This window comes from Marinobacter subterrani (assembly GCF_001045555.1).
GTDB lineage: Bacteria > Pseudomonadota > Gammaproteobacteria > Pseudomonadales > Oleiphilaceae > Marinobacter > Marinobacter subterrani.
Window position 1 is genome coordinate 183,400 of record NZ_LFBU01000001.1, and the last position, 24,211, is coordinate 207,610.

Below are 24,211 nucleotides of genomic sequence, written 5' to 3' on the forward strand. Positions count from 1 at the left end.
CAGTTGTTCCGCCTGGTGGTACCACCACACCAGGTCATCCAGGTCCATCTCCAGCAGCTCCAGCGGGCTGAACCCGGTGAAAGCCACCGCCACGGAGCGGACTAGCGCCGCCCAGTCCGCGGGGGCCTCGGCAAAAAAGGCTTCATCGCTTCCAGGCATAGCACGATGTCGCGCCCGTCCATCTCGTCACAGGCGTGCGGCGGGATGCCGGCCAGCTTGGCCACCAGGGCCATGGACTTGCCCATCTCGCCCTCGGCCTTGTCCAGCGCCTTCAGGTGCTTGCCCTTGACCTTCTTGGGCAGGGTCAGCGCCTCCAGGGTGCGCTCGCCGTCCAGCTTGCTGGCGGTGAACACCAGCGGCTCGGACAGCGCCACCTTGAGGGCGTCGCCGGTGTCCTCGATGCGCGCCAGCTCCTCCTCGGTCAGGTCGATGTCGTCACTGGCGGCGTAGATCGCCTCGATCGCGTTGCTCATGTGTTAAACCCTCTCGCAGGTGCGGGCGGCTAGGTTCAGACGGATCTGGCCCTCGCCGCTGTTCAGTTCCGCTGTCTCGGTCACGAACGCCCCGGTCAGCATGTAGTCCTGGCCGTTGTCGCACTCGAACAGCACGGTGGCATCGCGGATCTTGCCGATCTCGATGATGTCCAGCTCCTCGGTGTGCAGCACGGTGGCCTGCAGCGTCGGGGCCACCGGCTCCTCGCTGTAGTACACGCGCCGGCCGGCCATCTTGGTGGCGCGGTTTACGCCACCCGGGTTCAGCGTGGCGCCGCGTTCGGTGGGGAACTCCTGGCCATCCACGCGGATGGTTGCTACCCCTGTGATTCGTCCGCTCATGGGTGTTTACCCTCCTGTTACACGGTGGTTAACCGGCGCTTAGCGCCGGAACTGGGTCTGCTGGGCATGCACGCGGTACTGGCCGATCAGCATGGGCTGGTCGATCACGTTCAGCCGGCCCGGGTCGTTCGGGTCGATGCTCGCCTGCAGGCTCTCGGAATAGCCGGCGTAGTCGCGTACCCAGCCAAAGGCCCCCATCAGCGTTAGCCGGTAGAGGTTCAGCAGCTCGGTGCGGGCCACCTTGGGCGTCATGATCGGCTGGCTAGGGTCGTAGAACTCGCGGTCCTCGTCGGCGGCCAGCTTGTGGCGTGGGTACTTCTGCGCGAACAGGCTGATCTGCTCGAAGCGGATGCGCTCCAGCGTTTCCGGCGTGTTGATGTCCAGGTAGGAGTCGTCCGCCACGCCGCTGGCGTTCTCCTGGTAGGTCGTGATCTGGCGCTCGATCTGCACGCTGCCGTCGCTCGCCACGGTGTAGGTGGCAATGCCATCAAACAGCAGCAGGTTGCGCTCGGCATCGCTCCAGCGCACGTCCTCCGCCGGCGGAATCAGGCCGGGCATGGTCAGCCGCTGCAGCGGCCGGGCCGGGTCGATGGCCAGGGACTTGGCCGCCACGATGGCGTTGGTCGCCGCCCACAACCAGGTGGGGGTCGGCGCCAGGTTGGTGCCCATGATGGTCACGTGCGGCGAGTTGCGGCCGCTTCCCAGGGTGCCGGTGTCGCTGTGGTTACCCCGGTAGGCGCAGAACGCCCGGCCACCGATCTGGCGCATGGGGCCGTAGCGGTCGGACAGCTCGGCCTCGATCGCGTCCAGGCTGGTGGCGTCGGTGTAGGGCAGGCAGATCCAGTTCCACCACTCGCTGCCCATGGCGGCGATCACCGGGTCCAGGCTCGGATTGACCGCGCCACCGGTCGGCTGCACGTAGGTCAGGCCCAGGCCACCGGGGCGCTGCTCGCCCTTCACGCTGTCGCGCAGGTCGATGTCGTCGCCGGTTTCACCACCCCAGCGGCAGGTCACGTTCACCTGGTTGGTAATAGTGGCGTCCACTGCGGCCGTTACCGGCACGCGGTCGTCAGCGTTGATGGCATCGACCATCGCCTGGGCCACCACGTCCGGGGTGTCGCCTCCAGCCATCTCGACCCACACGCGGCGTCCGGCGATGTAAAGCGCCAGCGGGCGGGTGTCGGTCGGGGCGGTGTCGATGGTGATGTTGCCTTCCGCCTTCGCGGCGGTGGCGGCATCTTCCAGGGGAATCGCCCAGGTCTCGGTGTAGAGGTCCACTTCCTTGATCGCACGCATCTGCTCGGCCAGCATGGAGGCCCGGCCGAACAGCTCGTCGGCTTGTTCCTTGCTGGTCACGCGCACCAGGCTGCCGGCCGCTTGGCTGCCGCCGGCCAGCTTTTGGCCGATCACCAGCAGCTTGCCCATGAACACGGAATTGCCCGCCAGGCGGTTGTCGAACTCGATGTACCAGCCCGGCACCCGCAGGGCTGACGGAATCTCATTGAATACGGTTGCGCTGATCGGCATCAGTCAGCCTCCTTCTGCTTGGTGGCTTCGCCCTGGGGCTTGGCCTTGGTTTTCGCCGGCGGCTTGGCCTCGACGATCGAACCCTCCGCCTTACGGCGCACCCAGTGCCCGCTCCAGTCCACCCAGGCACCCTCGGCGGGCAGCGGGCGGCCGTTTTGCGGCTGGCGCACCACCAGGCCCTCGCGGGCCGGTTTGATGTATCGCTTGATCACGGTCATGTCTCCTCGTTACCCGTGGGGATCTCGGTGTAGCTCTCGGTGTCCGGGCCATCGCCCACCTGGTGGGTGGCGCTGTAGATGGCAAAGTCGGCCAGATCCGAGATATCGGTAGCCCTCAGGGTCAGGGCTTGCTGCCAGCTGACTGCCCAGAGCGCTATGCCCTGGCGGTCAGCGGGGCCGCTGTACAGGTTCTCGGCGGCCACGTTTTCCGGGCGCTGGGTGTTGTCCAGCCCCCAGCGGTTGTCCTTGATGCAGCGCAGCAACGCTTCGGTGTAGTCCAGGGCGATGACGTCCCGCGACACACCCGGCGCATCGCTGGCCACCACGTAAGCCACCCACCGCACCGTGACCTGGTTGACCCGGTTACGGGCGGCCTCCGGTATCTGCACAGCGGCTACCAGCACAGCGGGCGCGCGACGGCTCCACCGCTTCAGCTCCTGGAGGTCGAAACGACCGCCATGGGCCTGGCAATCCTTCAGCTCGGGCAGTGCCTTGGCGATGGCGGCGACGATGGCGTCGCGGGTCAGGTTGATGTCACCGGTGTTCATGCCTGCTCCAGGTGCCGATCCAGCCAGCGGTCAGCGACCGCCTGGATCTCGGCCAGGTTGTCATTGGAAAAGCCCAGGTAAGGACGCGCAGGGATGCCAGCAGGGCCCGGCGCCATGCCGGCCTCACCGCCTTCCTGGTGGATCCGCGCGTAGATCAGGTTCGAGCCCACCTCTACCTGGTCGTTCTGGACATCAAAGGTGATGCTGTCGCTGAGGTCGCCTTCGCCCTGAAGCAGCGATTGGCCGCCATGCCGACTCTTTGCGTAGTCCGGCGTCCACGTTGCCCAGGGGACGCCATCTGGCGACTCTTGATCCTCGCTGAGCCGACGCCGGGTCTGACTCTCCACGAGACTGCCAAGCTGCTCACCGAGCACCCGCCGGTCCGGGTTGGCCAGGCGACCGATCCGGGCCTGCAGCCGCTCAATGTCGGAGAAATCCGTACGCAGAGACACACTCATGTGAGCCTCCTGTCGCGGCCCCACCGGCGTGGGCGGGAGCTGATCTCGGGTTTGATGCTGACCGGCGAGGCTTGCTGAATACCCAGGCTCACTTCACCGCGGGCGATCAACTTCAGCAGCTGGACGGCCTTCTCTCGCCGGGTCTGACGGTGTTCGGTCGCGGTGTCCGCCTCTGGTGACAAGGTGTCGAAGGCGATGTCCACAGCCAGCTTGGTCAGGATGCGCGGAACCATAGGCAGCGGCAGCTGGTACTGCTGTCCGACGTAGGTGTCGATTTCGGCATCGGCATCCGCCAGGGCCTGCTCCACCACGTCGGCATCCACCTGGCCGTCGCCGTCCCGATCGGCAGCGATCAGCAGGGCGTCCGTGCCGAACCGGTCGAGCAGATTCTGCAGCGTGGCGTAGACAGCCATGTCAGCCTTCCTGGCCTGAGTCTGCGGTCACCGGACGAACCACCAGGCGCGGCTCTTCCTCGATGGCCTGCAGCTGCTCGTCGGTGAGCCGGCGGATGTCCAGGATGGTTTCGGTACGACCGAACTGGAAGCCGGCCCGGCGGAAGCTGGGGGTGATGGAACGGACCGCGATCCGTTTCACTTCCTCGGACGCCGAGGACTTCTCCTGGTCGCCCGCTTTCGGTTGCGCTTCCGGATCCTTGGTGTCGCCACTGTTGCCCCCATCCGCCGGTGATCCCTGGTCGCTTCCTGCGGTGTCCTGAGCTGGCGTCTCGCCCTGGCTCTGCTCACCCTGGCCCTGAGTCACTTCCTCGGGCTTGGCGGTGTCCTGAATCTGGGTGTTGTCCGTATCGGCAGCGGTGTCCTTGCTGGCCTGGGTGACCTGCTTGGTGGACCGTGCTTTGCTGGTCTTGGTGGCAGCCATGGTGCCCTCCCAAATGATGGTTGTTTTCAAAAATGGCCAGGCACGGGCCCGGCCATTTTCAGATCACGCACTGCCCGGGCTTAGCCCTGACCTGTGGAGCCGTAGGCCATCTGCCAGAAACTGAACCCGGCAGCACCACGGGCTTCCGCGCCGTAGCGGTACTTCTTCTGCAGAAACACGCTGTCGCTGTCCATGTTGGTCTGGGAGACGAACACCGGCGCCTTGCGCTCCTGGTAGATGAACGGCTTCACCGGCTTGGTGGTATCCAGCAGGAACCAGGCGGTGTCGGAGGTCAGGCGAGAAGACACCACCACTTCCGCCGCGCCCTTGTATGGATTGGGCTTGCCGTCCTCCAGTCGGTCGACGGTCATCAGAGCGCGAGCGGTATCCTCCAAAGCAGGCGGTACCAACAGCACGCTGGGGTTGATGTTGAGTGGCCGCTCCTCGTCGTCCTTCATCTTGCGCAGAGCGGTCCGGCCTGCCCCGAAACTGGCCTGGGCCGCCGCCAGAGTGGCGTGACTCAGGGCCGACGTGCCCTTATTGGAGACACTGACCGTAGTGCCATCCTTCTTGCCCACCGGGTGATCGGTGTCGAAGAACGGCTGGCCGTCGTACGACAGTTCGGTGAAGCCGGCATTGACCAGGTCAAACACCAGCTCGTCCGGCAGGTGGGCGGAGCTGTAACCGGCCATCTCGGCCTCCGGGCCATAGATGCCCAGGGTGTCGTCCTCGATGTCGTTACGGTCCACCTCGATGGTGGCCTCGAAGTCATCGTTGATGATCGTGTAGCCCTGGCCCTTGAGCTGTTTCACCACTTTCTCGCCCGCCCACTTGCGCATGGCCGGGAAACGCTCCATCCACTTGTAGCGATTCTCCGATGACGTGGAGGTCACCTTCATGGCGATCTTCTGCCACTCAGGCTCGGACGCTTTCAGGGCCCGGTTGAACGTGGTCTTCAGGTTGAAGAACACGCCATCAAGTGCACTTTTATTGACAATCACTGCAGCTCTCCTTACTCGACCCAGACGCCGGCAGACTCGACAGCCAGCACAACTCCGGCTTCGGAACGGGTTCCGGTGCCATCAGTGCCGGCGACGGTCTCGTCGTCCAGGATGTAACAGGGTTTACCGACCAGGCTCTGGTCGACCGGATCGGTGCCGGAGTTCTTCCAGAGGAAGGCCTGCTTGCGGCGGACATGGACCAGCTCGTCGCCATCGGCGCCGGTGGTGTTATCCACGTGAGCATCGGCCCGCCCGATGTAGGTCAGGCCAGTGGCCTCGGTACCCGCGACGAGGAAGCCTGCCGCGTTCACGGCCACCAGGGCCCCCATGAAGATCTCCTGGCCTGCCGCCACGGCGTAGGGCATCAGCTCGCCGTCACGGTTGGCCGTCATGCGGTCTTGAGTCAGCGGCATCAGTTGATCCCTCCGTAGGTTTTGAGATCCTCCTCGGAATTGCCCATCATGCTGGCAATCTGCAGGGTCTCGGCATTCAGGGCCTTGTCGGCCCCGGGTACCTTGCGGCCATCCAGGCCAGAGTCACCCGCCACTACCGGGGCGCTCTCCACAAACGCCTTGAAGCGTTCCAGGCCGCCCTCGGTGCGGCACTGTGCCTTGTGGTACTCAACCGTGGCCGGCGCGATCTTGCGATCCTCCAGGGCCTGGTTGATGGCGGTCTCGATTGCCTCGTCCTCACGCTGCTTTTTCAGGCCTTCCAGCTGCTGCTCCGCGTTGGCGGCGCGCTGCTGGGCCTGATCGAAGTCAGCCCGGGGCACATACTTGTCGAGGCTAGGGTTGGCCTCGCGGTTTTTTGCGGTCTCAAGATCCGCCTGGACCTGATTGAGGGCAGTGATGGCCTGCGCCTCAGTCGCGTCCTCGGGCAGACCCAACTTTTTGAGCAGATCTTTCCACACGGGGAAGTCCTCCTGGTGGGTTTGCTGGTTAAGCGCTGTGAGCGCCAGGTTGGGTTGGTTGGTAAGGCCCGCGCTTGTGAGCCGGACGATCTGGCGCTCATCGCGGGTAAACAGGAAAACAGGGGACAGGTAGCGGTATGCCTTCGCTTCCAGCTGCTGGGCGGCTTTGGGAGTCCATTCCGTGCGCCCCCACACGGAGCCGTCGCGCACTTCCATTTCTTTCACCCAGGCGGCGGCCGGGGCGTCTTCGCCTTTCGGGGCGCGGTGCTCGGTGGCGTGTTCCCAGTCAATGACCAGGTCCATGCCCCGCAGGTTGAACTGATCCACCACGGCCTGGGGGTTGGGGTTGCGCCATGTCCGGCCATCGCGACCGACGAGCACTTCCCCGGCGGGCAGCAGCTCCACCCACTCCGGCACTTCCCCGGCGGGCAGCTCAACATTCAGCGCCAGGCGTTCGCCCGGGGCTGGCTCGGTGTTCAGGGCCTTTGAGAGGCCAAAGCGGAGTGCGTTTGTGTTGTCCATGGCGCCACAGTAGCGGCACCGGCAGGCTTAGCTGATCCTGAGATGGTTCAGGGGTGATCCGGGTGGGGTTTCAGGGGGTAAATCGAGACGTTGCTGGCGGGCGCAGCAACTGGAAAACAGAATATCGAACCCCGCCTTATCCTGGCAATCGCCACAAAGGCATTTAACCCCCGTTTAAAAACGTTTTTCGGGGTCTGGTCCCGGCGTTGGTAGCGCCAGCTTGCCAGAGGGCCTTAGAGAGCGTCTGAGGGCGTTCTGTGAATCGTCGCTCTGGCGGGCGGAATTGCACTTGCCGAGGCCACGCCAGTATACTGAAATCCGGCGCACGCGACACGGTGATGAATCTGCCTGCCGTAGCACGCCCTTCAGGACGAGGGGCGGAGCGCAATGTGGGGTTGCCCGCACCCGATGCGGGAGGCAGGCCCCACCGTGCGCCACTCCTACTGTTCGTTCCGGATCACCTTCCCCTGGCGTTGAAGGCGTCGCAGCTCCCGGTCGTCGGCTTTCTGAAAGCTCACCAGGTACAGCCGGTCCGAGTCCCCTGTCCGCTTGAATGCAACTTTCCACCATCGGTTTCTGGAGTCGCCATCACGTCGGCGAAACGACACCACCGTGCGCGCATCCTGTTCCACCAACATGCCGCCGGCCAGAATGTCCGGAAGCTGGCGATAGTCAGCAACGGTCAGATCGGCATGCTGCTGCGCCTGCTTGTTGAACGTATCCGGCGATAACCGCACCACCTGGGTACTTGCGCTCAGGGCCGACTGTGCCTGGCGGGGGACCACGCCCGCGGGCAGCTCGCCATCAGGTCGATTGACCCAGGCATCCAGTACCGGCGAGCCCATCACATCCCGCGTGGTTGCCTGTGCCAGCCGCTGATCCACTGTGTCAAGCTTGCCCGCCAACCGGTCGCGCAACACCCGCACCCGGTCCTGTCCGGGGTTGGTAGCCCAGGCCGGGTGCAGGCCCTGGTCCACCTGAGTGATCTCGCCGGTACGTCGATTGGTGAAGCTGACGGTGCGGGTGGGTGGCGGCTCGCGCCGCACCGGCGCAGCCCGACGCTGTCGCCTGCCCGTGGGCAGCCCGGTCTCCGGGTCCGTTTCGATCTCGGCGCGCGGGTCCTGAACGCCCTCGCGGTCCAGGCGTTCGGCCTCCACCTGCGACACCTGGCGCACCCGGCATTTGCAGCCGTAGCCGTTGGGCGGCATGTGATCACGCCACCAGGGGTGATCCACCGGCAGCAGGGTGCCCGCCCAGGACACGTGCTCGTCCCGGTGGTTCTCGCTGGGGCCCAGCTCATAGAGCAGGAATGGCTGGCCTTCCTTGGTGCGCTGGATGCGTTGCCACTGGCCCGCCGCCCGGGCGCTGCGCAGGTTGGACTGGTAGATGGTTTTTAGCCGGCGAGGTGAGCCCAGCTGCACCTCACGGCGCTCGCCGGTCTCCGGGTCGATCTCTTCCTTGACGCCCCACCAGCCCTTCGCCTGCAGCCTGGGCTTGAGGTCACGGGAAAACTCCCGGAACGTTTTCCCCTCAGCCAGGGCCTCATCCAGTCCGGCACGGATATCGTCCAGGATATCCAGCTTCATGGCCTTGGCCACGGTGAAGGCGTGGGCGTGCTCCTGGCCCCAGACGTCCCGGTAATCGAAGCCGACCCGCAGATCCTTGCCACGGAAGTAGGCCAGCGCGTCACGCGGTACCGGGCCCGCCTCGAAGTTGGCCATCAGTCCTCCTCCGCATTACCGAGGCCCCGGGCCTTGAACGTGCTGGCCGCGAGCCGCCGCACCAGCTCGGTTTCGTCCATCTCTTCCAGCACGTCGCCCAGGCGGGACAGGAAGTCATTCTCGTCACCGCCCTCATCGGCAACCCGACGCGCCAGTCGTTCGATCGGATCAATGATCGGCGCCAGCTGGGGCTGCCACTCGTCCTCGGCCTCGGCGATCTGCTCGAAGTCCGGGTCGCGCTCATCGACCACAGACTCCCGGTTTTGAGCGGTGTTTAAAGACCGGTTAGGGGCGGTTTCCTGGAACGGTAAACCCGCCGCTGGTGGCTGCAGGACCTCGGCATCCTCAGCCGGATCCGGCAGGCCTAACTTGTCGGCGATCACGGAGCGCTCCACCCGCAGGCCCAGCGGCACCAGGTCCTTCAGCGCAGCCACCAGCTGCTGGAGATCCTCCGGCTCGGGGATGTGGATCCGGATGGTGGGGTAGCGTCGCTGGACGCCATAGTTCAGGTCGACGAACGGCTTGACCAGGTCCCGGCCCAGGGTGTGGCTGAGGTGGCGGGCGTCGGCGCGTTGGATGTCTTCACGCACGTCGTTATGGACCGTTGCCTGGGACTGGCTGGAACCGTCGTCCGCCGTCATGGTCTGGCCCAGCACCGCCTTGCTGGTCTGCTTGTCGATCCATTCGGCCAGCCCCTTGAACAGGTCGGCCCCGCCCTGGGTGTTGGCGATCTCCTGAAACTCGATCTTCATGCCTTCAGGCAGGATGGCCGCTGCATCGGAGCCCAGGTTGGCTACGGCGGCACGCAAAATGTCGACCTCGTCCGGTCTGGCGTTGCTGTTGTAGCGACCCAGGCGCAGCGGCATACCGAACACTTCGGCAAAGGCCAGCCAGTCGGTCAGGGTGTAACTCTTGGCCATGTAGGAGACGGCCACCAACCGGGCCAGGCCGCCGCGCATGGGGATGCCCGCCTTCAGCCGGGGGCGATGCACAATGAACTTGTAGGGTGCCAGCGGGATGCCTTCGGCCACGTTCTGGGGGTCGATCAGCCTCAGCTCGCGCCCGGTGGCCTGGTCGAACCGGAAAAAGCGCGGGTCGCGCCACACATACTCACGGGGCCACCACTGCCCGCCCCGGGTACTCCACAGGATCTCAGACACGGAATACCCTTTTCCCAGGGCGTCCAGCAGGTCCTCCACCAGGGTGCCGAAGGCAGCGTCACGCACCAGGTCACGCACCGCATCCGCCAGGCGCACATCCGCCGGGTCATCGGAGGCAGATTCCACCACTACGTCCAGGCCACTGACGGCGCGCTTGCGGGTACCGAGGACCGAGGCATAGTGCGGTTCGCGCTCCTCCATCTCCTCGGCGAGGGTCAGGTAGTCGTGGCCGTCGTTGTTCTCGGCAGCCCGGAGGATGGTCCCGAGCCGGTCCGGCGTCAGGTGGCTGGCAATGCCGTTGTGCCACACCTGGCGTACACCGGTGAGCGATGGGGCGGCCAGCTCCTTCTTCAGTTCGGCCTTACGGATCGGACGGCCGTTTGTGTCAACAATGGGTGATTCCGCCATTACAGCAGTCCTCCTCGGTTACGGAAGCCAGCGGTGGCGCGCACCGGGCGGGGGTGTCGTTGTTCGGGGCCAGTGCGGATCGCCTCATAGCCATATTCCAGGGCGGCCTGCTGGAAGCTGGCGTAGTAGGCCAGGGCCAGCGCGATCGCGGCGTCACCGTGGCGCTTCTTGTCTTCGCCGGTCTTGGCGTCCGGCAGCTTGGGAATCCCCTTGATAACCTGCAGAGCCCTGAGGTCATCGAGCACATCGCTGTCCCGGGGGATCTCAATCCCGTCGTCCTCGAAGGCCGCCTTGAACCGGGGCATCGCATCCAGGTACCAGGCCTGGGAGAGCATCACGGCCTCCACGCGCTCGGCGCCATACTCGTACTGGGCCTGCTCCGCCAGGTACTGGCCGTTGCCCCGGGCGTCCAGGGCCCCGTATTGCAGCCCTGGCAACCGGTCGACGATGTAATACAGGATCTGCTCCTGCTGTTTGAAGGGCACGTTCCGCAGCTCGACCAGGAACGGCACCCGCCGCTTGAGCTGCTGGCTGATAGCCATGGGGGCGATGACCGTCAGGTCACCACTGCGCCCGAAGTCCTCACCAAAGCAGTGGCACTCTTCCGGGTTCAGCGCTTGCAGCAGCGGCAGCAGCTCGCTTTCACACCAGTCGCGGACCTCAGCCTGGCGCAGGTGCTCCGGCCAGGCGTTGAACTCCGCCGTGCCCTCAAAGCGGACCACCGGGGCCTCCACCATCCGTGCCTCGATCATGCCCCGGGACAGGTAGGCACCGCCGCCGGATTTGGGCACGCAGTAGTATTCCTCCAGGGCGTCCTCGCGGGTGGCCGTGTCCCGCAGCAGGTTGTCCTTCCATTGCTTCTCGGCGGCCTCGCTCCAGGGCTTGCCACGCACCTGGCAGATGCGCTGGTACAGGCCCTGGTCACAGGCATCGTCCAGGGTGAGCCGATGCACGCTGTAGCGTTTCTTGCCGGCGCGGCTGTCCTGGATCAGCTCATTGAACAGGTTCTCGGCGCCGTTGTGGGTACTGATCAGGCGTACCTTGGAGCCCCACATGGTCAACGCCAGTGCGGCCTTGAGCACCTCGGCCAGCTCCGCGTGGAAGGCGGCCTCGTCAATGGTGACGTTGCCCTGACGGCCCCGCAGGTTACTGGGGCGACTGGACAGCGCCTGAATCTTGTAGCCACTGGAGAAGCGGATATTGAAGGTGAGAATGTCCTTGTCCTCATCCTCGATGACTTCTTCCTGGACGGTGGAGGCGGCCCGGTCGAAGGCCCGTGCCCACATGGCACAGGCGTCGATGAACTCGATGGCCATTTCCTTGTTGGAGCCGACGTAGAAGTGGTTGGTACCGCCGGCAGACTTGGCGGCGCTGGCCGTCAAAACAGCATCCGCCGCCTCGCCCCAGGTGAGGCCGGTGCGTCGGCTCTTCTCGGCAATCTTGAGTTCGGACTGGTCCTCGATCCATGCCTTCTGGTACGGCAGCAAGACCGAGTCAGGGAGGGAGGCAGTCATCACGCAATGCCCAGGATGTCGCGCTTGATGGCGTCGATGGACTCGCGGGTCATGCCCTGGCTGGCCATCGCGCCTTCGGCAGCCTCAGCGGCTTCCCGGGCTACTTCCAGGCGCAGCTCCCGGGCCCACTTCTTCTGCCCCAGAGACACCCGCCCGATCTCGGCCAGGGCACGGGTCACGCTGCCCAGCTGCTTGGCGGCCTTGGCCGGGTCGTCCTCGGCCTTGCGCATGGCAATGGAAATACGCAGCAGCTGGTCCTGCACGATACGGGCGGTGGCGTCGATCAGATGGCCGCTCTCGTCCTCCTGATTCGTCGCCATGGCGCGGGCCAGCTCGGTAGTCTTGCGCACATCCCCCATGGCCTCCTCGAACTCTTCCTGGAGGTCCTGGCCATACCGGTGCACAGCGGAGCGTGAGAGCTTGAATCCGCGCTCCTCCAGCCACTGAGTGAGGCCGTCATAGCCCTGGAAACCGGTGCTGACCAGCCGCTCATTCAGTTCCTCACGAAGGTCCTGGGGCAAGTCGTAGATCTTTGAGCGCGGCGGCATGGCTTATACCTCCGGCCGTGGCGGGGCGACACCCGGCACACGGGCCCGGCCCTCGGCCACGTCACTACCGCGACTGGTCAGGGTCACGATCCAGCCGGCGCGCGGCTGCTGGCAGATCACCAGTCCCTGCTCCTCCAGCCAGGCCAGGTCTGTGTGCAACTGGTCCTTACTCACCAGATGGCCATAGTTGCCGCCCAGCTCGTCGCTGAGACTGTACTCGTTGGTGGTGAACTGATTGCGCCGGGACAGAATGCGGAGAATGCCCAGACGACGACCTTCAGTCTGAAAGTCCTGGTAGCTCATTGACCCTGGCCTCCTTTCTGGTTCAGCAGGTACTGGTTGACCATTGATAGCTGGTGAGACAGGGCACGCATCTGTCCGGACACCCCGGAAAGATCCTCGGCCACGTCGTTTAAGCGCTCATAAACCCGTGATAAATCCTGATGAGTCGGCGCACCATCAAGCTTGCTTTCGAACACATCCTGCCGTCGCTCGGTGCGGCTGACGCGCTCCTCCAGGTGGTCGTACTGTTGCTCCAGATCACCCCGCACGGTATTGATGGCACTGGCATTGGCCTTCGACTTGTTGGTGATGTGCGTGTAAACAAACAGCGCGACCAGGCCGGCCAGCTGAATAAAGCCCATCCAGAACTTCGCGGCTTCGTAGTCGAACTCCAGCAAACCCATTACGCCCCCCGTCGGTCATGGTCGGTCTGACACGCCACGCAGCGCACGGCGTTCGGGTTGGCCCTCAGGCGGGGTGCGCCCAGAGCGCTGTCGCAGTCGCGACACAACCGCTGGCCATTGATCTCCAGCGGGGGCTCAAGATGAACCTGCAGGGCCTGCTCGATGCCGGCCCGGGTGAGCCGTTCGGTGAGCGCCTGCGCCTCCTCAAAGCTGCGTTCATCCATGGCGCTTTGCCTCCAGGCTGTCGGTCAGTTTATCCAGCAGGCCCCGGCTGTCCTGCCCGGCAGAGGCTCGCTTGTCGCGACTGCGGGCGGTGATGTTGATGCCCAGGATGGACAGCGCAATGCCCCACATGGGCGTCAGTGCCGTTACAGCGTTGATCAGATCCGCCGCGTTCTCAGGCGCGCCCACCATGGCCCAGGCGATGGCCACCGATTGCACCAGCCAGGTGATGGCGACCATGTACCCGAAGGTGGGGCGCCAACGGCGCACATAGCCGTCCTGGGCGCTTGCCTCGGCTCGCATGGTCTGGTTGATCTCAGCCAGCCGGGCGGTCTCCGCCTCGATGACCATGCGCTTGAGTTCCCGTTCGTGCTCACGCTCCAGGGCCTTGAGCTTGACCAGCGCATCCGGGTCGGCCTGGATGGCAGTCGCCACGGCCTCGGGGTTGTCATCGGTACCCAGGGCGCTGGCGATCAGCGTGCCCACGGCACCACCAGCAGGCCCCAGGGCGCTGCCCAGCAATGGCGCGGCCTTGGCTACCACGCCCTTTACGTCGTCCCAGCTCCAGCTCATGTCAGGGCCACTCCGGTGTTTTGGTGCGGATATCCAGATGCCAGCGCTGCCTGGCTTCCAGGTCTTCCATCAGCATCTTGAAGGCCGCAAAGGAATTGAGCACCGCCCACTGGGGCGTGCCGTGGTTGTCCGGCAGTACGCCGGTGGACAGCCCGGGGGCCAGGCAGCCTTCCAGATCGTCGATGGTGTTGGCGGGGTGCATCATGATGTAGGTGCGCCCGGGCACGTCCTGCACCTCCCAGCCGTGCAGGTACTGGCCGCCGGTGGTGCGCTCTACCACGCCGGAACGGCGCAGGCCGAGGGTATACACGCCCTCGGGAATGCAGCTGACGGAGGTGCGGTTGCCCAGCCAGGGGCGCTCCAGCAGGTGGTAACTCCGGTTCGGGGTTACCAGCGTGCCAAACACGCCCCGGTCAGTGTAGGCGCGATGCAGAAACAGGGTGTCGGGGTTTGAAGTAGTCATGGCCGCAGGGTAGCGGCCCAAAGGCTTAGGCCGCGTCCTGAACGGGTTCAGGGGGTAATCACGGGCAGGGGGATGAAGTGATCAAAGCGTACCGCCGGCCGGTCTTTATGGCAAGCTCAGGCGGCGGGCAGACAAAGGCGGGGCTGCAGGGCGCAGCCCCGGGGCGGGTCAGTCGTCGTCTTCCGGTACCAGCGGCACCATGGTGTTGAGCACCGCGTGCACATCGTTGATCGCCAGATCCACATCCACGTCCCATTCGCGCTGACCATCACCCAGATCCGTCAGGATCTGGCGAAGGCGGGTCTGTCGCTCTTCCAGCAGGGGCGTTAAAGTCTGGATCTGGGCGGGTGTCAATCGCTCTGTTTTCATACATCACCTCGGAGATTAGTAGTATGCCGATTTATCGCAAGTCTGCGACTGAGCCGTTTCTCAAGGACATTGATGAGTTCTATCAGAGACTCCGCAAAACCCTTGAAGGCCGGCCGCCTTCCACTGCCCTGGCACCGGAGTACCAGGCCAGCCATGAAGACTTCGCTGAAACCTTTACCCACATCGACCCGCTGGACCTGGAGCGCGATGTGAAGTACTTCAAAGTGGCCGTGGAATCCTGCAGAGAACTGAAGAAAAAGGAGTACCACGCCCAGAAACGTCAGCGCCCGTAGGGGCTGCGGTGGCGCAGGGCGTTGAGCCTGCGCCGCCAGTCATTCCTGTCTTCCCCGTCTTCCATCTCCTGCAGCCACACCCGGATATCCGCCGGCCGGCGCGACTGGGTGATCTGCCAGGCCTTGAACCACCGGCGCTTGTCGCGCTCGATGCCGGCGCGGTGATCCTCCGGTTGCAACGCCAGGTTATGACTCATTGAACAGATCCGCCTGCTGATCGCCCGGCAGGTCCTCGGCGAGGATCTCCCACACCCGCCGTTCGGTGAGCTGGTAACGCAGCGCCAGGCGGCGTACGGACACGCCGGCCTCGTGCTCCTGGCGCATCCGCCGGTTGCGCATTGCCTTGGTGGCGGCACTGGCCGTGGGCACGTCGAACCGCTCCAGAGCGTAATGCCGGGACAGCGTCCGGGCTGCCTCGATCCCCAGCAGCTCCGCCAGAGGGTGCGCCTCGTGCATCTTCGCGGGCACCGTCAGCCGGGTGCCGCCATACACGCCGACCAGCTTGCGGGCCGGCTCCAGGCCGACCACATCAATCAGGTCTTTCAGCGAGGCGGGCAGGTAGTCGGTGTCCCAGTCGCTCATATCAGCCTCCGGTATTGCGCTTGGTGTTGAACTGCTCGGGGTCCACGCCCAGCCGGCGCATCTGCGCCTCCCACTTGCGACGGGACTCCTCGGGGGTTTCCTCTACGCCCTGCTTTTTCTCCCAGGAGGTCGGGCGGTTGCTGTCAGATTCCGCCCCCGGTTTGCGGGCATCGGGCGCTACGCTGGCCAGCACCTGTTTCAGGTAGTTGTGGTTCTTCAGCGGCTTGGTCTCACCCCGCTGGCGCTTCTCGTGCAGGCTGCGAACGGTGTCCTGCAGCCCGGCGATCAGGCTGTCCCGGTCCGCGATGGCCAGGGTGTCCTGCGCGAGTTTGAGGGCGCGGGCGTTGCTCAGGTCGCTCTTGGCCGGACGGAACAGTGCCAGGTATTGCACCAGCGGCCTCGCCAATGGACGACCAAGGCTCGCCAGCAGGCCCAGCAGCTCACTGCCGGCGTCGTCCTGGATAAGGGCGTCCAGGTGCAGGTGGCTATGGCAGACGGGGCAGCGGCCGAGTTTCATGAATGACCGCCCTCCCGGCAGGCTTCGTACCACGATTCGACATTCGCGAAGTCCACAAAAAGGGAGCCCAATATCTTTCTGTTCCGCCGCCAGTTTTTCGGGAGCGCAGGGCGGGAGGTGTCGATAAAGTCGAGCGTTAGGCCTTGCTTCTCAAGGGTAAGCTCTAACGCCCTCAGCAACCGGCGCTTTTCCAGCTCTACGTCCAGTGAGGCAATCAGCGCCCGCAGGTGCTCCGGTTTTTTCAGCCAGGCCACCCGCTCGATGCCGGTCTGCCGTTTGGCGATGGCGTCGGCGTAGCTCCAGGGCGCTTTTATTTCGGCCAGCAGGGCCTCCACTTTCTGCAGCATGGGCTCGCGGCCCAGGTTGTGCGGGGTGCCGGGATGCTGCACCACCCGTTTACGGGGCCGGGCCTTGAAGCCCCGGTCCTTCATGTGCTGCAGGATCTGGTACAGCTCCGCCACGGTGCAGTCGGCGCAGGATCGTTTGCCACCGGTGACCATGGCGATCGCAGCGCGATAGGTATCCTCATCCATGCCCAGCTGCTTGCGGGCGATATGGATCTGGGCCGTGACCTTTTTGCGGTTGTCGCCCCTCATGCTGTCGCTCCGGCCTTGCGGGCTTTCCTCGAAGGCAGCTGTGCGTAACAGGCCTTGCACGGCTGGGCCGACCGGCCGTTCTTGCGGTAGTAGAACTCCGCATCATCCGGCCAGTAATCGCCGCACTTCGTGCATTGGCGCTCCTGGCCCAGTTCGGTTACGCGTATTCGCTGTGCCATGCCTGCCTCCCGTTGATTGGCTGCTCATCAGTACCGGGCCACCACGCCCGATAGACGCCCCGTGGGGCGTTTCGCTAGTGGGGTTTCTGGTCCTGCGCATCCATGCGGACCACTTCCTCGGACCTGACGTCCAGCTGGTCACGGATCGCCTTGCGGATGGCCTCACAGCCCACCAGGGCAAGGCCCTGGACCATCGTCGGGTTTTCCAGGTTCGCCTTTTCCTCGCCAAAGCGAAGCGCCAACTGGATCCCATCCTTAGTCGGCAGAATGGTGATGGTTGCCGGCTTTCCGCAGTCGGCCAGCCACTGCTTTGCGTTGTGTTCAGCCATGGTTGAGCGCCTCCCGCAGTGCCTTGGCTGGCTTCAGCCGGGCGGTCACGGACGCCGGCACCTGGATGGCCTCACCGGTTTGCGGGTTGCGCCCGCTGCGCGCACTGCGCTCCACGGCCACCAGTTTGCCGACACCTGGCAGTGGCACTTCGCTGCCGGCAGCCAAACGGTCCTGGATGATTTCACCCAGGGAATCCACCACGGCTTCCATATCGGCTTTGCTGATTTCGCACATCTCGCGCTTGCCATGATGACCGGCAATGAGGGCCTCAATAAGTTGGCTCTTGGTCATGGTCTGTTCCTCTTTGGTCATGGGGTAATTCCTCATTTGAGCTGGTTTAACGGCCCGTTAAAGGGCCGCTACGTCCAGCGGGATCTGGCGGTAGGGGCCGTCCTGGCCCTGCCGCTCGTAAAAGCGTAAGTAGCTCTTGCTGCCGGTGATCTGGATGGAATCCATGATCGCCTGCATGGCCTGCTGCCATTTTTCGTGCTGGATGTTCAGGCTGCGCAGACTCAGCACCCGGGCGGTGGAGATCTTGCCCTCTTTGTCGGTCTGGAAGGCGTGCTCCACCAGGGCCTGTACTTCGCTGCGACTGCCGGCGGTCCACTCATGGATGCACTGGTCAATCAGTTCCTTGGCCACCTGCAGGCGCTCATCGAACGCCAGGTGATCGGCCACCGCCCGTTTCACCTGGTACTGGCCATCGAAGGACGCCAGGGTGACGTTGCCCTTCTTGCCGCCGTAGGTGGTGTCGTACTCCCGGGCGGAGAGCTCCAGGAAAGCGTCCACCTCCTCGGTCAGCAGGGCCTTCACCCGGCGCATTTCCGCCTGCAGGGCGAGCACCTGGCTGATGACGTTTTGCACCAGGTCATCCCGCAGACGGTCGATGTCCCGGATCTGCTCCAGCGGTACCAGGTGCCCGCGACTGTTGCGGCGGAACTGTTCTGGATCGTGGGTCGTGTTCATGATTCTCAACCTCGTGTGGGGTGGGGTGTTGGTTTCGGGCTCCGCTTGAACCAGCAGGCAAAGCCACGGCGTTTCGGGTACCGGTGGTGGCGCATGGGCTCGAACGGCCGCACGTTGTTGCGCGGGTAGCCGTCCAGCTCCTGCTCCAGCTGGGCCTCGATCTCGCGACGAAGCTCGTCGCGGACCAGGTCCGCCGTGGACTGAAGGCGCTCTTTCTTAATCTCCTCCCGCATCAGCCGGGTGCGCACCCGTGTCTGTGTCGGCAGCAGCGGGAACGGGCGGGTCAGCAGGTCCTGGTACCGGGCCGGGTCGGCCAGGTACTGGTCCAGGCTGACACCCTGCTTGTGCAACAGGGCGGCGGCGTACTGGTCCGCGTGGTATTCGAGATAGGCGGTCGGATACATGCGTGTCACAGCTCACCTCCTGCGATCTCCCGGACTCGCTCGGCAAAGGCCACGGAGTCTTTCAGGCTACCGGCGATATCGGTGGCCTCTTTGGGTGACAGCTCCAGGCAGAACGTCTGCTTTGGCTGGCCACTCACCATTTGCCAGGCCCGCAGAGAGATGGGGCGCTCTGCCGTTCTCGCATCGCTGTCGTAGCTGACCGTGATGTCGGCGGCGTCCAGGTTGATGGGGGTGTTGTCGTTGGCCACAGGTCAATCCTCCTCAATTGCGCTGTTTGGGCAGCCGCTGCGGCAGGCACGGTAGAGCCTGACGCGCTGCGCGTTGGTGGCGGCAAATGGCTGGCGCTGGCAGTCCAGGCACTCGCGTACAGAGATCCGGCCAAGCACCGGGCAATCCACGGAGGCACCCAGCAACTCGCCCTCTACGCGCTTTCGCAAACTGGTCATGTCGCCCGGGTATTTACCCTTGAGCGCCTGGCTGATCATCGCGGCCGAGACGCCCAGGCGTCTGGCCACTCGGTTCTGGCTGCTTTGCTGGCAGGCCTGATCCAGGGCTTCGAGCCAGTTACTCATGGTCATCCTCCTTCGGCCACACAACCCGGCCGACATTGGGGTCGAACACCTGCTTGATGCGCTGCACCATGGGGGGCAGCGGGCCGGTGTAGCGGCTGGGAAACAGGCGGTAGCGGGCGGCCTGTCCCGGGCCACCGGCCTGCACACAGCCGAGATAGCCGGCCTTGTACAGGTGGTGGACGTAATCTTTCGCCTCGCCGGGCTTGACCGGGTGGTCTTCGGTGCTCGCCTGCACCGCCAGTTCGCGCCAGTTGAAGCTGCCGATGATGCGCATGGTCCGCCACATCTGTTCGCGGCCCCGGCCCTGAGTGACGGGCTTTCCATCCTGGGTGACGCGGGGCGCCTCCACGCCCACATCGTTCACCAGCTCCCACCAGTGCGGCGGGTAGCGCGTATCGGCGGGGGGCTCCGGCGCCTCGATGCGCTTGAGGTAACCGGCCCGGGTGAGCCCTTTAACGTAGGTCTGGACTGTCTTCTCCAGAATCCGGGTCTGGTCCTCGATGTCACTCAGGCGGAACCGGCGCAGCTTGCGCATGGCTTCCCACATGACCTGGCGGCCTTCCGGGCGCGGCGCGTTTGCCATCAGATGAACGGGTTTGCGGGCCATGGTTACACCCTCCGCTTCGGCGCATCGCCGCTGTAGAGGGGGCGATTGCCCCAGGCATCCAGGTCCATCGAATCCAGGCCGTTGGTCAGCGCTCCCTGGCGCACGCTTTCGAGGTTTACGCAGATCCGGCGGGCGGCCCCGCGGCTGACGTCCTGGATCTTTGCCAGCAGGTCATCGGCAATCGCGACCTCGTGGCAGTACATCCGTGCCAGCGCCCGGGTGTCATCCAGGTCGCAGGGCTGGGCCGGTACCCACGCCAGCATGCGGTTGTGAAAGCGTTCCCACTCGCGCAGCTTGGCGGGCAGCAGCTCCTCACCAATCAGCAGGATGGCGGCGTTGGAACCCTCGTAGATGTCCCGGATCACCTCCACCGCCTTCTTGCTGACGATGTGGTCCATCTCGTCGACGATCAGCGGGCGCTGGGACAGCACCAGTTGCTCGCTGATCTGGTCAGCCATCTCGTACAGCGTCTTGGCCGGGGCGATGCCCATTTCGGAGAGAATCGCCGAGAGCAGCGCTTTCTTGGTCCAGGAGCTCTTGCACTCCACGTAATAGGCGCGGTGTTTGTTGGCGCAGTAGGCCGCCGCTGTGGACTTGCCCCAGCCGGAGGGGCCATAGAAGGCCACCAGGCCCGGCAGGTGTGCCGGCCGGTTCATGGCCCGCTCCAGTGCGCCGTTGCACAGCGCCACATTTTGCAAGGGGGCGGTGGTGACGCCCGAGCCGAGATTGACTACGTTTTGCGGTTGGTTCATGCTTTACTCCGTTGTTGCAGTAGTGATTGCGCCCGTGCCCTTACACGGGCGTTTTCTTGCCTTTCAATACCCGTTTACATCCAGATTGAAGTCCTCGAAAAAGCCCTTCATAGAGCGGTATTCGTCCGTCCCCCGGTAGCTGTTGTGGAATTTCTGGTCGCCTTCGGCCAGGCGCTCGCCGTTGTTCACCCGCTGGTCCAGCCGAACCCAGCGCTGGTACCGCCGCTTCGGGTTGTCCGCTTCCAGCACGGTGGGTGTCGAGTTGGCGGCGGCCAGTTCAGCGGCCAGTTGCTGGCGGGCATCGTCCTGAGCGCCGTCGAGGGGCTCCGCCTGGGGCGGCAGGTCGGCGCGGGCGGCACGGCCGGCCTCGCGCAGGCCATTCGGGGCGTACTCCTCGCTGGGACGAGGCAGCGCTTCGACGTTCTCGATCTGCGCCAGCTGGTAGTCGAGCACGGTCTGGCCGATGTTCTTGTCGATGTCCTTGCGTACCCGCTTGAACTCTTTCTGCTGGACTGCCAGGAACCGCTTCTGCGCCGCCTTGGTGGCAGCCGCCCGCTCCTGACGGGAGATGCCCAGTAGCTCGGCGCACTCGGCGATGGCCACAAACTCGCCCTCGACGTAGACGTACAGCCGGCCAATGTCAGACTCGTCCCGCTTCAGTACCGCTTCACGGCCCACGTGCTCGAACAGCTCCGGCGCATCGTAGAGGTGGCCCTCGAACCGCAGACCTTTCTTGCCGATCACACGGGTACCGCCCACCTCGGCCAGCAGCAGGTCCAGCGCCCGCTCGTCGGTGATGCGCCGTACCGGGCCTGTCCAGTTGGTGGCCACCTCAAAGGGTGTCCGGTTCTCCAGCCCGCTGTGCGGCGTGTGGTGGTATACCTGGCACCACTGGTCGAGGACCTTCTGCAGCTCGTCGCTGCTCATGGAGACCTCGACGGTTTCACCCGGCGTCATGATCCGCTTGGCGAAGCTCTTGCGGGCCTCGATCACCTTGCGCTCGGCGACGTTGTGCCCGATAAACCCAGGCAGCAGGTCCAGGATGCCGTGGCTCATGGTGCGGAAAGCGCGCTCAACCGTGCCTTTCTCTTCGGAGGCGAACGGGGCGCAGAGCTCCTGGTCCACTTCCAGGTCGCGCAGCACTGAGGTGAACTGGTGGCTCACGTAGTCCTTGCCGTTGTCGGTGCGGGCGATTTCGTTGATGCCCCAGGCCAGGACTGAGCGGCGATAGACCTGGCAAACGGCCATTGCGGTCGAACTCTTGGACACATACAGCTTGAAGCGACGTGAGTAGAGATCGATGCAGCCGATGACGCTGTGTCGCCCGTCCGAGAGCAGCCAGTCCCCCGGAGTGGAGTCCAGCTCCCACACCTGGTTGAGGCGCTCCACCCGCTCATGGTGGGAGCCCACCGCCGCCATGTACTGGTTCTTCCACGCGTCCGGGTTGGTGGCGTAGGTGTAGGCCTGGGCGTTGTCAGACTTCCATTGCTTCATGAACCGCTCGTAGCTCTTGAGCGAGATCAGGTCCTTCTCGGGGTGCTTCGCCGCCACGTACTGCTTGACCTTCTTGGGGGTGATGTGCGGCTGCTCCAGCAGCAGGCCCTTGATCACATCCGCGAGGCCGTCGATCTGCAGCACCTTGGACTGGCCCTTGCGGGCACCGTAGCCGTCTACCAGGCCCCAGATACCCTCCGCCCGGTAGTCGTAGTGCCAGCGCTTGATGGTGCCGGCGCTCAGCGCCCGGCGGCCCCGGACATGGGGCATCCATTGCCAGACGGAGTCCGGAAGGGCCACTTCTCCGGCGTTGGCCAGCTCGGCGAACTGGGCGAGCGCCGGGCGCAGGGTCAGGCCGCGGCGGCGCTGGTAGTCCCACAGGGTGAGCAGCAGCGACTCTCTGGCCTTGGCGCGCAGACGTTTATCACTGTCCGCCGGCAGCGAGGCGAAACGTTTCATGCCTTCCTGCTTGCGCTGGCGCCGGGCCTCCTCGCCAGCCTCCTGTTCCGCCCGCAGTGTGCGGGCATAGGCCCGGGCCTCTTCTCGGGGGTCCGGCGCCCGGCTGGTCAGTGAGGCTTCAGCCAGGGTCTCGATCCGGGCCTGAGCGGCGATGATGGCTTCGCGTTCCTCAATGGCTTCCTGCGTTTTCTCAGGAAGCGAAGCAAACTCATACTCCCAGCCCTTTCCTTTCAGGCGTTTGTGGCGCTGGAGGACCCCCTTTTCACCCCAGCCGTTCACGCCACGTTCAGTGGTCGGCATGCCCGGAAGGCCCGCCAACTCCTTAGGGGTGTATCGTCTACTCATTGGGGTTCCTCGCCTCATCAAACAGACCCAGTTCCGGGGCTTCATGCTTAACAACGTTTTCTCGGTGACCGGCCAGCTGCTGCATCGCACAGGTCACCCCCTGCAGCACGTCTTCGGCTTCGGCCTCGCCCCGGTAAAACCGGGTCAGCAGCGACACGGACTCGTTCAGCTGGTTCTGCAGGTCCAGCAGTTCGTCCTGGTTGCCCGATCGTCCCGAAGGGATATCAATCACCAGCTTCTGGGCACTGCTGGCGATGTAGCGGGTAACGAACGTGGCGTCACAGGCAAACTCGAAGGGGCGGATCCGTTTGCTCGGGATAGAGCCCTCACTCATCCACTTGTAAACCGTCCACTCTGAGGTGCCGATCAGGTCGGCCACCCGGGCCACGCTGCGGTTGTGCTTGTGCACGGCGTAGTCCAGGCACAGCCGGATCGCGTGCTGCATGGTCTGCGGCTGAACCGGCTTCCAGCGCTTACGTGTCATTTGTACCCCCTGGCAAAACCGGCACTCCAATCACCGCGCTGCTCTGCATCTAGGCAACTGCAGGGCCGCCCCTTAGGCTGAGCGTTAAACATGGATGGAGTCCGACTCATGCCGCCGCTCTCTGCGCTTTACAGTTGGTTGCAGCTTGCACCCCCGAATTGGTGTTATTCTTGGAGGCGGTGCGTGAAGCGTTTTTGGCATACCGGCTTGGCCAGATTTTGGCCGGTTCAATACCGATCGCATCCGCAATTAATGCCTGCCCCTTTGGCCAGCGACGATCCAACGCAGCAGTCAGGGTGGTGGGCGACGAGTAGCCGTGATGTAGCGCTAACTGACGCAGGCTCCAACCAGCCTTGCGCAGTGCCGCAACAATGTCGGCGCGGTGCCAGTCTTCTGGCGCCGCTTTTTTTGGCTTGCGTGATTCGCTCATGTCTAAAGATCCTTGGTCGGTATTTGTAGGTAATGACCTAAAGCCATGAGCGAAGAATAGCCGCATTTGTTCTAGTACGTCAAGAGCTAGATATTGTTCCGATTCTAGATTTCGGAGCGCAGTTATAGAGCAAGATATAGGTTATTGATATGCCTGGTAAAAGGAAAGAATCGGAACAGGACGCAGGAATCGGAACAGGTTTCCCAAATCTCGCATCCGGAATCGGAACACGAATAAAGACTGCGGCCAGCAAGGTTGGAACTAGAGCTAGCGCGGCAAAAGCTGCCGGGGTATCCGATGACATGCTCTACCGCTATATCCGTGAGCAGAGCCCTCCATCTTTCAGCGCCATGGCGGGGCTGGCAGCAGCGGCAGGTGTCCGTCTAGAGTGGATAGCGACTGGGGAAGGCCGCCCTGAGGCTCGCTCAGCAGAGAGCGAATCTCAGGGCGAACTGGACCTGGATCTTTTGGAGCACGTGGCGCACACCACGTTTGAGGAGCTGGACGATCGGGGCCTGACCCTGGACCCGGCGAACAAGGCCCGCCTAGTTCGCGTGCTATACAGGCACTTCGTCAGCCGCAAGGAGCAGGTGGATCATGAGACTGTAAGTAACATCATAGACTTAGCAGCTTTCCGTTAGAGG

General features: G+C 64.3%; 39 protein-coding genes and 1 other RNA gene. 2 read left to right on the forward strand and 38 right to left on the reverse strand.

The annotated features are described in order from the left end of the window. Positions 1 to 101: 101 nt before the first annotated feature. The 21 genes from msub_RS00830 to msub_RS00930 all read right to left on the reverse strand — a co-directional run bounded on the left by msub_RS00830 (position 102) and on the right by msub_RS00930 (position 14,557). On the reverse strand, positions 102 to 473 hold the full coding sequence (locus tag msub_RS00830) for a phage tail assembly protein (RefSeq protein WP_048494270.1): 372 nt from the start codon (positions 471 to 473) through the stop codon (positions 102 to 104). A gap of 3 nt (positions 474 to 476) precedes the next feature. Further along, a complete protein-coding gene (locus msub_RS00835; protein ID WP_048494271.1) occupies positions 477 to 833 on the reverse strand; it encodes a phage tail tube protein in 357 nt (118 codons plus the stop codon). Between the two features lie 39 nt (positions 834 to 872). After that, positions 873 to 2,360, reverse strand: a complete 1,488-nt coding sequence (locus tag msub_RS00840; protein WP_048494272.1) for a phage tail sheath subtilisin-like domain-containing protein — start codon at positions 2,358 to 2,360, stop codon at positions 873 to 875. Beyond that, positions 2,360 to 2,578 (reverse strand): DUF2635 domain-containing protein, encoded by a 219-nt coding sequence (locus msub_RS00845; RefSeq protein WP_048494273.1) that lies wholly within the window; start codon positions 2,576 to 2,578, stop codon positions 2,360 to 2,362. Before msub_RS00845 ends, msub_RS00840 begins: the two co-directional genes overlap by 1 nt. Further along, entirely contained in the window at positions 2,575 to 3,126 is a 552-nt protein-coding gene (locus tag msub_RS00850; RefSeq protein ID WP_048494274.1) for a phage protein Gp37, read from the reverse strand. The genes msub_RS00845 and msub_RS00850 overlap by 4 nt, the downstream gene beginning before the upstream one ends. Then, complete coding sequence (locus msub_RS00855) at positions 3,123 to 3,584, reverse strand: phage virion morphogenesis protein (RefSeq protein WP_048494275.1); 462 nt, start codon at positions 3,582 to 3,584, stop codon at positions 3,123 to 3,125. Before msub_RS00855 ends, msub_RS00850 begins: the two co-directional genes overlap by 4 nt. Continuing rightward, positions 3,581 to 3,997, reverse strand: a complete 417-nt coding sequence (locus msub_RS00860) for a gp436 family protein (RefSeq protein WP_048494276.1) — start codon at positions 3,995 to 3,997, stop codon at positions 3,581 to 3,583. The genes msub_RS00855 and msub_RS00860 overlap by 4 nt, the downstream gene beginning before the upstream one ends. Before the next feature lies 1 nt (position 3,998). Continuing rightward, the gene (locus tag msub_RS00865) at positions 3,999 to 4,460 is read right to left on the reverse strand and encodes an HI1506-related protein (RefSeq protein WP_156182694.1); all 462 of its coding nucleotides are present in this window, start codon (positions 4,458 to 4,460) and stop codon (positions 3,999 to 4,001) included. 80 nt (positions 4,461 to 4,540) lie between these two features. After that, positions 4,541 to 5,461, reverse strand: a complete 921-nt coding sequence (locus msub_RS00870; RefSeq protein WP_048494278.1) for a Mu-like prophage major head subunit gpT family protein — start codon at positions 5,459 to 5,461, stop codon at positions 4,541 to 4,543. 11 nt (positions 5,462 to 5,472) lie between these two features. Beyond that, on the reverse strand, positions 5,473 to 5,874 hold the full coding sequence (locus msub_RS00875; RefSeq protein ID WP_048494279.1) for a hypothetical protein: 402 nt from the start codon (positions 5,872 to 5,874) through the stop codon (positions 5,473 to 5,475). Then, positions 5,874 to 6,893: a phage protease gene (locus msub_RS00880; RefSeq protein WP_082146369.1), complete on the reverse strand. Its 1,020-nt coding sequence runs from the start codon at positions 6,891 to 6,893 to the stop codon at positions 5,874 to 5,876. Before msub_RS00880 ends, msub_RS00875 begins: the two co-directional genes overlap by 1 nt. Before the next feature lie 440 nt (positions 6,894 to 7,333). Beyond that, positions 7,334 to 8,614 carry a phage head morphogenesis protein gene (locus msub_RS20865; RefSeq protein ID WP_082146370.1) on the reverse strand — a complete coding sequence of 427 codons (1,281 nt, stop codon included), beginning with the start codon at positions 8,612 to 8,614 and terminating at the stop codon, positions 7,334 to 7,336. Beyond that, complete coding sequence (locus tag msub_RS00890; protein WP_048494280.1) at positions 8,614 to 10,182, reverse strand: DUF935 domain-containing protein; 1,569 nt, start codon at positions 10,180 to 10,182, stop codon at positions 8,614 to 8,616. The genes msub_RS20865 and msub_RS00890 overlap by 1 nt, the downstream gene beginning before the upstream one ends. Further along, a complete protein-coding gene (locus msub_RS00895; RefSeq protein WP_048494281.1) occupies positions 10,182 to 11,696 on the reverse strand; it encodes a terminase large subunit domain-containing protein in 1,515 nt (504 codons plus the stop codon). The genes msub_RS00890 and msub_RS00895 overlap by 1 nt, the downstream gene beginning before the upstream one ends. After that, a complete protein-coding gene (locus msub_RS00900) occupies positions 11,696 to 12,244 on the reverse strand; it encodes a DUF3486 family protein (RefSeq protein WP_048494282.1) in 549 nt (182 codons plus the stop codon). The genes msub_RS00895 and msub_RS00900 overlap by 1 nt, the downstream gene beginning before the upstream one ends. Positions 12,245 to 12,247: 3 nt before the next feature. Further along, a complete protein-coding gene (locus msub_RS00905) occupies positions 12,248 to 12,547 on the reverse strand; it encodes a VpaChn25_0724 family phage protein (RefSeq protein ID WP_048494283.1) in 300 nt (99 codons plus the stop codon). Continuing rightward, positions 12,544 to 12,930, reverse strand: coding sequence for a DUF2730 family protein (locus tag msub_RS00910; protein WP_048494284.1), 387 nt, complete (start codon positions 12,928 to 12,930; stop codon positions 12,544 to 12,546). The genes msub_RS00905 and msub_RS00910 overlap by 4 nt, the downstream gene beginning before the upstream one ends. After that, positions 12,930 to 13,154, reverse strand: coding sequence for a TraR/DksA C4-type zinc finger protein (locus tag msub_RS00915; protein WP_048494285.1), 225 nt, complete (start codon positions 13,152 to 13,154; stop codon positions 12,930 to 12,932). Before msub_RS00915 ends, msub_RS00910 begins: the two co-directional genes overlap by 1 nt. Continuing rightward, a complete protein-coding gene (locus tag msub_RS20795) occupies positions 13,147 to 13,725 on the reverse strand; it encodes a 3TM-type holin (RefSeq protein ID WP_053077922.1) in 579 nt (192 codons plus the stop codon). The genes msub_RS00915 and msub_RS20795 overlap by 8 nt, the downstream gene beginning before the upstream one ends. A 1-nt stretch (position 13,726) precedes the next feature. Beyond that, on the reverse strand, positions 13,727 to 14,188 hold the full coding sequence (locus msub_RS00925) for a DUF5675 family protein (RefSeq protein WP_048494286.1): 462 nt from the start codon (positions 14,186 to 14,188) through the stop codon (positions 13,727 to 13,729). Positions 14,189 to 14,356: 168 nt separating this feature from the next. After that, the gene (locus msub_RS00930) at positions 14,357 to 14,557 is read right to left on the reverse strand and encodes a hypothetical protein (protein ID WP_048494287.1); all 201 of its coding nucleotides are present in this window, start codon (positions 14,555 to 14,557) and stop codon (positions 14,357 to 14,359) included. A 23-nt stretch (positions 14,558 to 14,580) separates the two neighbouring features. Between msub_RS00930 and msub_RS00935 the strand changes: the two genes are divergently transcribed. Beyond that, positions 14,581 to 14,850, forward strand: a complete 270-nt coding sequence (locus msub_RS00935; protein ID WP_048494288.1) for a hypothetical protein — start codon at positions 14,581 to 14,583, stop codon at positions 14,848 to 14,850. On the opposite strand, the gene msub_RS00940 is transcribed toward msub_RS00935, so the two are convergent. From msub_RS00940 to msub_RS01015, 17 genes are all read right to left on the reverse strand, one after another. After that, a complete protein-coding gene (locus tag msub_RS00940) occupies positions 14,838 to 15,047 on the reverse strand; it encodes a hypothetical protein (protein ID WP_048494289.1) in 210 nt (69 codons plus the stop codon). The two genes, msub_RS00935 and msub_RS00940, sit on opposite strands and share 13 nt — an antisense overlap. Beyond that, positions 15,037 to 15,432 (reverse strand): Mor transcription activator family protein, encoded by a 396-nt coding sequence (locus msub_RS00945; RefSeq protein WP_048494290.1) that lies wholly within the window; start codon positions 15,430 to 15,432, stop codon positions 15,037 to 15,039. The genes msub_RS00940 and msub_RS00945 overlap by 11 nt, the downstream gene beginning before the upstream one ends. Before the next feature lies 1 nt (position 15,433). Continuing rightward, positions 15,434 to 15,949: a hypothetical protein gene (locus msub_RS00950; protein WP_053077923.1), complete on the reverse strand. Its 516-nt coding sequence runs from the start codon at positions 15,947 to 15,949 to the stop codon at positions 15,434 to 15,436. Beyond that, the gene (locus msub_RS00955) at positions 15,946 to 16,545 is read right to left on the reverse strand and encodes a gp16 family protein (protein WP_048494291.1); all 600 of its coding nucleotides are present in this window, start codon (positions 16,543 to 16,545) and stop codon (positions 15,946 to 15,948) included. Before msub_RS00955 ends, msub_RS00950 begins: the two co-directional genes overlap by 4 nt. Continuing rightward, complete coding sequence (locus msub_RS00960) at positions 16,542 to 16,724, reverse strand: hypothetical protein (protein WP_048494292.1); 183 nt, start codon at positions 16,722 to 16,724, stop codon at positions 16,542 to 16,544. Before msub_RS00960 ends, msub_RS00955 begins: the two co-directional genes overlap by 4 nt. A gap of 14 nt (positions 16,725 to 16,738) precedes the next feature. Beyond that, positions 16,739 to 16,801, reverse strand: an RNA gene (locus msub_RS20870) — hammerhead ribozyme type II. Then, positions 16,799 to 17,053, reverse strand: a complete 255-nt coding sequence (locus msub_RS00965; protein ID WP_048494293.1) for a hypothetical protein — start codon at positions 17,051 to 17,053, stop codon at positions 16,799 to 16,801. Before msub_RS00965 ends, msub_RS20870 begins: the two co-directional genes overlap by 3 nt. Further along, complete coding sequence (locus msub_RS00970) at positions 17,046 to 17,366, reverse strand: HU family DNA-binding protein (RefSeq protein ID WP_197083763.1); 321 nt, start codon at positions 17,364 to 17,366, stop codon at positions 17,046 to 17,048. Before msub_RS00970 ends, msub_RS00965 begins: the two co-directional genes overlap by 8 nt. A 36-nt stretch (positions 17,367 to 17,402) precedes the next feature. Further along, positions 17,403 to 18,020, reverse strand: a complete 618-nt coding sequence (locus tag msub_RS00975) for a DUF3164 family protein (RefSeq protein WP_048494294.1) — start codon at positions 18,018 to 18,020, stop codon at positions 17,403 to 17,405. Positions 18,021 to 18,025: 5 nt separating this feature from the next. Further along, positions 18,026 to 18,433, reverse strand: a complete 408-nt coding sequence (locus msub_RS00980) for a hypothetical protein (RefSeq protein ID WP_156182695.1) — start codon at positions 18,431 to 18,433, stop codon at positions 18,026 to 18,028. Then, positions 18,430 to 18,672: a hypothetical protein gene (locus tag msub_RS00985; protein ID WP_048494296.1), complete on the reverse strand. Its 243-nt coding sequence runs from the start codon at positions 18,670 to 18,672 to the stop codon at positions 18,430 to 18,432. The genes msub_RS00980 and msub_RS00985 overlap by 4 nt, the downstream gene beginning before the upstream one ends. A 3-nt stretch (positions 18,673 to 18,675) precedes the next feature. Continuing rightward, positions 18,676 to 18,996, reverse strand: coding sequence for a LysR family transcriptional regulator (locus msub_RS00990; RefSeq protein WP_048494297.1), 321 nt, complete (start codon positions 18,994 to 18,996; stop codon positions 18,676 to 18,678). Continuing rightward, positions 18,989 to 19,603, reverse strand: a complete 615-nt coding sequence (locus tag msub_RS00995; RefSeq protein ID WP_048494298.1) for a hypothetical protein — start codon at positions 19,601 to 19,603, stop codon at positions 18,989 to 18,991. Before msub_RS00995 ends, msub_RS00990 begins: the two co-directional genes overlap by 8 nt. Positions 19,604 to 19,605: 2 nt before the next feature. Next, on the reverse strand, positions 19,606 to 20,355 hold the full coding sequence (locus msub_RS01000; RefSeq protein WP_048494299.1) for an AAA family ATPase: 750 nt from the start codon (positions 20,353 to 20,355) through the stop codon (positions 19,606 to 19,608). A 63-nt stretch (positions 20,356 to 20,418) separates the two neighbouring features. Next, positions 20,419 to 22,653: a DDE-type integrase/transposase/recombinase gene (locus tag msub_RS01005; protein ID WP_197083764.1), complete on the reverse strand. Its 2,235-nt coding sequence runs from the start codon at positions 22,651 to 22,653 to the stop codon at positions 20,419 to 20,421. Then, a complete protein-coding gene (locus msub_RS01010; protein WP_048494301.1) occupies positions 22,646 to 23,137 on the reverse strand; it encodes a hypothetical protein in 492 nt (163 codons plus the stop codon). Before msub_RS01010 ends, msub_RS01005 begins: the two co-directional genes overlap by 8 nt. A 106-nt stretch (positions 23,138 to 23,243) precedes the next feature. Next, complete coding sequence (locus tag msub_RS01015) at positions 23,244 to 23,567, reverse strand: helix-turn-helix domain-containing protein (protein ID WP_048494302.1); 324 nt, start codon at positions 23,565 to 23,567, stop codon at positions 23,244 to 23,246. Positions 23,568 to 23,869: 302 nt separating this feature from the next. On the opposite strand from msub_RS01015, the gene msub_RS01020 reads away from it, so the two are divergent. Then, positions 23,870 to 24,208: a hypothetical protein gene (locus tag msub_RS01020; protein ID WP_197083765.1), complete on the forward strand. Its 339-nt coding sequence runs from the start codon at positions 23,870 to 23,872 to the stop codon at positions 24,206 to 24,208. Positions 24,209 to 24,211 lie beyond the last annotated feature (3 nt).

What these genes read in the sequence shown, in the direction of transcription:
- msub_RS20795 (WP_053077922.1), bottom strand. Translation starts at nt 13,725, where the DNA reads ATGAGCTGGAGCTGGGACGACGTAAAGGGCGTGGTAGCCAAGGCCGCG.
- msub_RS00840 (WP_048494272.1), bottom strand. Translation starts at nt 2,360, where the DNA reads ATGCCGATCAGCGCAACCGTATTCAATGAGATTCCGTCAGCCCTGCGG.
- msub_RS00910 (WP_048494284.1), bottom strand. Translation starts at nt 12,930, where the DNA reads ATGGGTTTGCTGGAGTTCGACTACGAAGCCGCGAAGTTCTGGATGGGC.
- msub_RS01000 (WP_048494299.1), bottom strand. Translation starts at nt 20,355, where the DNA reads ATGAACCAACCGCAAAACGTAGTCAATCTCGGCTCGGGCGTCACCACC.
- msub_RS00915 (WP_048494285.1), bottom strand. Translation starts at nt 13,154, where the DNA reads ATGGATGAACGCAGCTTTGAGGAGGCGCAGGCGCTCACCGAACGGCTC.
- msub_RS00905 (WP_048494283.1), bottom strand. Translation starts at nt 12,547, where the DNA reads ATGAGCTACCAGGACTTTCAGACTGAAGGTCGTCGTCTGGGCATTCTC.
- msub_RS00865 (WP_156182694.1), bottom strand. Translation starts at nt 4,460, where the DNA reads ATGGCTGCCACCAAGACCAGCAAAGCACGGTCCACCAAGCAGGTCACC.
- msub_RS00890 (WP_048494280.1), bottom strand. Translation starts at nt 10,182, where the DNA reads ATGGCGGAATCACCCATTGTTGACACAAACGGCCGTCCGATCCGTAAG.
- msub_RS01010 (WP_048494301.1), bottom strand. Translation starts at nt 23,137, where the DNA reads ATGACACGTAAGCGCTGGAAGCCGGTTCAGCCGCAGACCATGCAGCAC.
- msub_RS00945 (WP_048494290.1), bottom strand. Translation starts at nt 15,432, where the DNA reads ATGAGCGACTGGGACACCGACTACCTGCCCGCCTCGCTGAAAGACCTG.
- msub_RS00975 (WP_048494294.1), bottom strand. Translation starts at nt 18,020, where the DNA reads ATGAACACGACCCACGATCCAGAACAGTTCCGCCGCAACAGTCGCGGG.
- msub_RS00895 (WP_048494281.1), bottom strand. Translation starts at nt 11,696, where the DNA reads ATGACTGCCTCCCTCCCTGACTCGGTCTTGCTGCCGTACCAGAAGGCA.
- msub_RS00930 (WP_048494287.1), bottom strand. Translation starts at nt 14,557, where the DNA reads ATGAAAACAGAGCGATTGACACCCGCCCAGATCCAGACTTTAACGCCC.
- msub_RS00970 (WP_197083763.1), bottom strand. Translation starts at nt 17,366, where the DNA reads ATGACCAAAGAGGAACAGACCATGACCAAGAGCCAACTTATTGAGGCC.
- msub_RS00965 (WP_048494293.1), bottom strand. Translation starts at nt 17,053, where the DNA reads ATGGCTGAACACAACGCAAAGCAGTGGCTGGCCGACTGCGGAAAGCCG.
- msub_RS00940 (WP_048494289.1), bottom strand. Translation starts at nt 15,047, where the DNA reads ATGAGTCATAACCTGGCGTTGCAACCGGAGGATCACCGCGCCGGCATC.
- msub_RS01005 (WP_197083764.1), bottom strand. Translation starts at nt 22,653, where the DNA reads ATGAGTAGACGATACACCCCTAAGGAGTTGGCGGGCCTTCCGGGCATG.
- msub_RS00880 (WP_082146369.1), bottom strand. Translation starts at nt 6,893, where the DNA reads ATGGACAACACAAACGCACTCCGCTTTGGCCTCTCAAAGGCCCTGAAC.
- msub_RS00860 (WP_048494276.1), bottom strand. Translation starts at nt 3,997, where the DNA reads ATGGCTGTCTACGCCACGCTGCAGAATCTGCTCGACCGGTTCGGCACG.
- msub_RS00855 (WP_048494275.1), bottom strand. Translation starts at nt 3,584, where the DNA reads ATGAGTGTGTCTCTGCGTACGGATTTCTCCGACATTGAGCGGCTGCAG.
- msub_RS00955 (WP_048494291.1), bottom strand. Translation starts at nt 16,545, where the DNA reads ATGAGGGGCGACAACCGCAAAAAGGTCACGGCCCAGATCCATATCGCC.
- msub_RS00850 (WP_048494274.1), bottom strand. Translation starts at nt 3,126, where the DNA reads ATGAACACCGGTGACATCAACCTGACCCGCGACGCCATCGTCGCCGCC.
- msub_RS00995 (WP_048494298.1), bottom strand. Translation starts at nt 19,603, where the DNA reads ATGGCCCGCAAACCCGTTCATCTGATGGCAAACGCGCCGCGCCCGGAA.
- msub_RS20865 (WP_082146370.1), bottom strand. Translation starts at nt 8,614, where the DNA reads ATGGCCAACTTCGAGGCGGGCCCGGTACCGCGTGACGCGCTGGCCTAC.
- msub_RS00830 (WP_048494270.1), bottom strand. Translation starts at nt 473, where the DNA reads ATGAGCAACGCGATCGAGGCGATCTACGCCGCCAGTGACGACATCGAC.
- msub_RS00835 (WP_048494271.1), bottom strand. Translation starts at nt 833, where the DNA reads ATGAGCGGACGAATCACAGGGGTAGCAACCATCCGCGTGGATGGCCAG.
- msub_RS01015 (WP_048494302.1), bottom strand. Translation starts at nt 23,567, where the DNA reads ATGAGCGAATCACGCAAGCCAAAAAAAGCGGCGCCAGAAGACTGGCAC.
- msub_RS00950 (WP_053077923.1), bottom strand. Translation starts at nt 15,949, where the DNA reads ATGAAACTCGGCCGCTGCCCCGTCTGCCATAGCCACCTGCACCTGGAC.
- msub_RS00845 (WP_048494273.1), bottom strand. Translation starts at nt 2,578, where the DNA reads ATGACCGTGATCAAGCGATACATCAAACCGGCCCGCGAGGGCCTGGTG.
- msub_RS00925 (WP_048494286.1), bottom strand. Translation starts at nt 14,188, where the DNA reads ATGACTACTTCAAACCCCGACACCCTGTTTCTGCATCGCGCCTACACT.
- msub_RS01020 (WP_197083765.1), top strand. Translation starts at nt 23,870, where the DNA reads ATGCTCTACCGCTATATCCGTGAGCAGAGCCCTCCATCTTTCAGCGCC.
- msub_RS00960 (WP_048494292.1), bottom strand. Translation starts at nt 16,724, where the DNA reads ATGGCACAGCGAATACGCGTAACCGAACTGGGCCAGGAGCGCCAATGC.
- msub_RS00990 (WP_048494297.1), bottom strand. Translation starts at nt 18,996, where the DNA reads ATGAGTAACTGGCTCGAAGCCCTGGATCAGGCCTGCCAGCAAAGCAGC.
- msub_RS00935 (WP_048494288.1), top strand. Translation starts at nt 14,581, where the DNA reads ATGCCGATTTATCGCAAGTCTGCGACTGAGCCGTTTCTCAAGGACATT.
- msub_RS00875 (WP_048494279.1), bottom strand. Translation starts at nt 5,874, where the DNA reads ATGCCGCTGACTCAAGACCGCATGACGGCCAACCGTGACGGCGAGCTG.
- msub_RS00900 (WP_048494282.1), bottom strand. Translation starts at nt 12,244, where the DNA reads ATGCCGCCGCGCTCAAAGATCTACGACTTGCCCCAGGACCTTCGTGAG.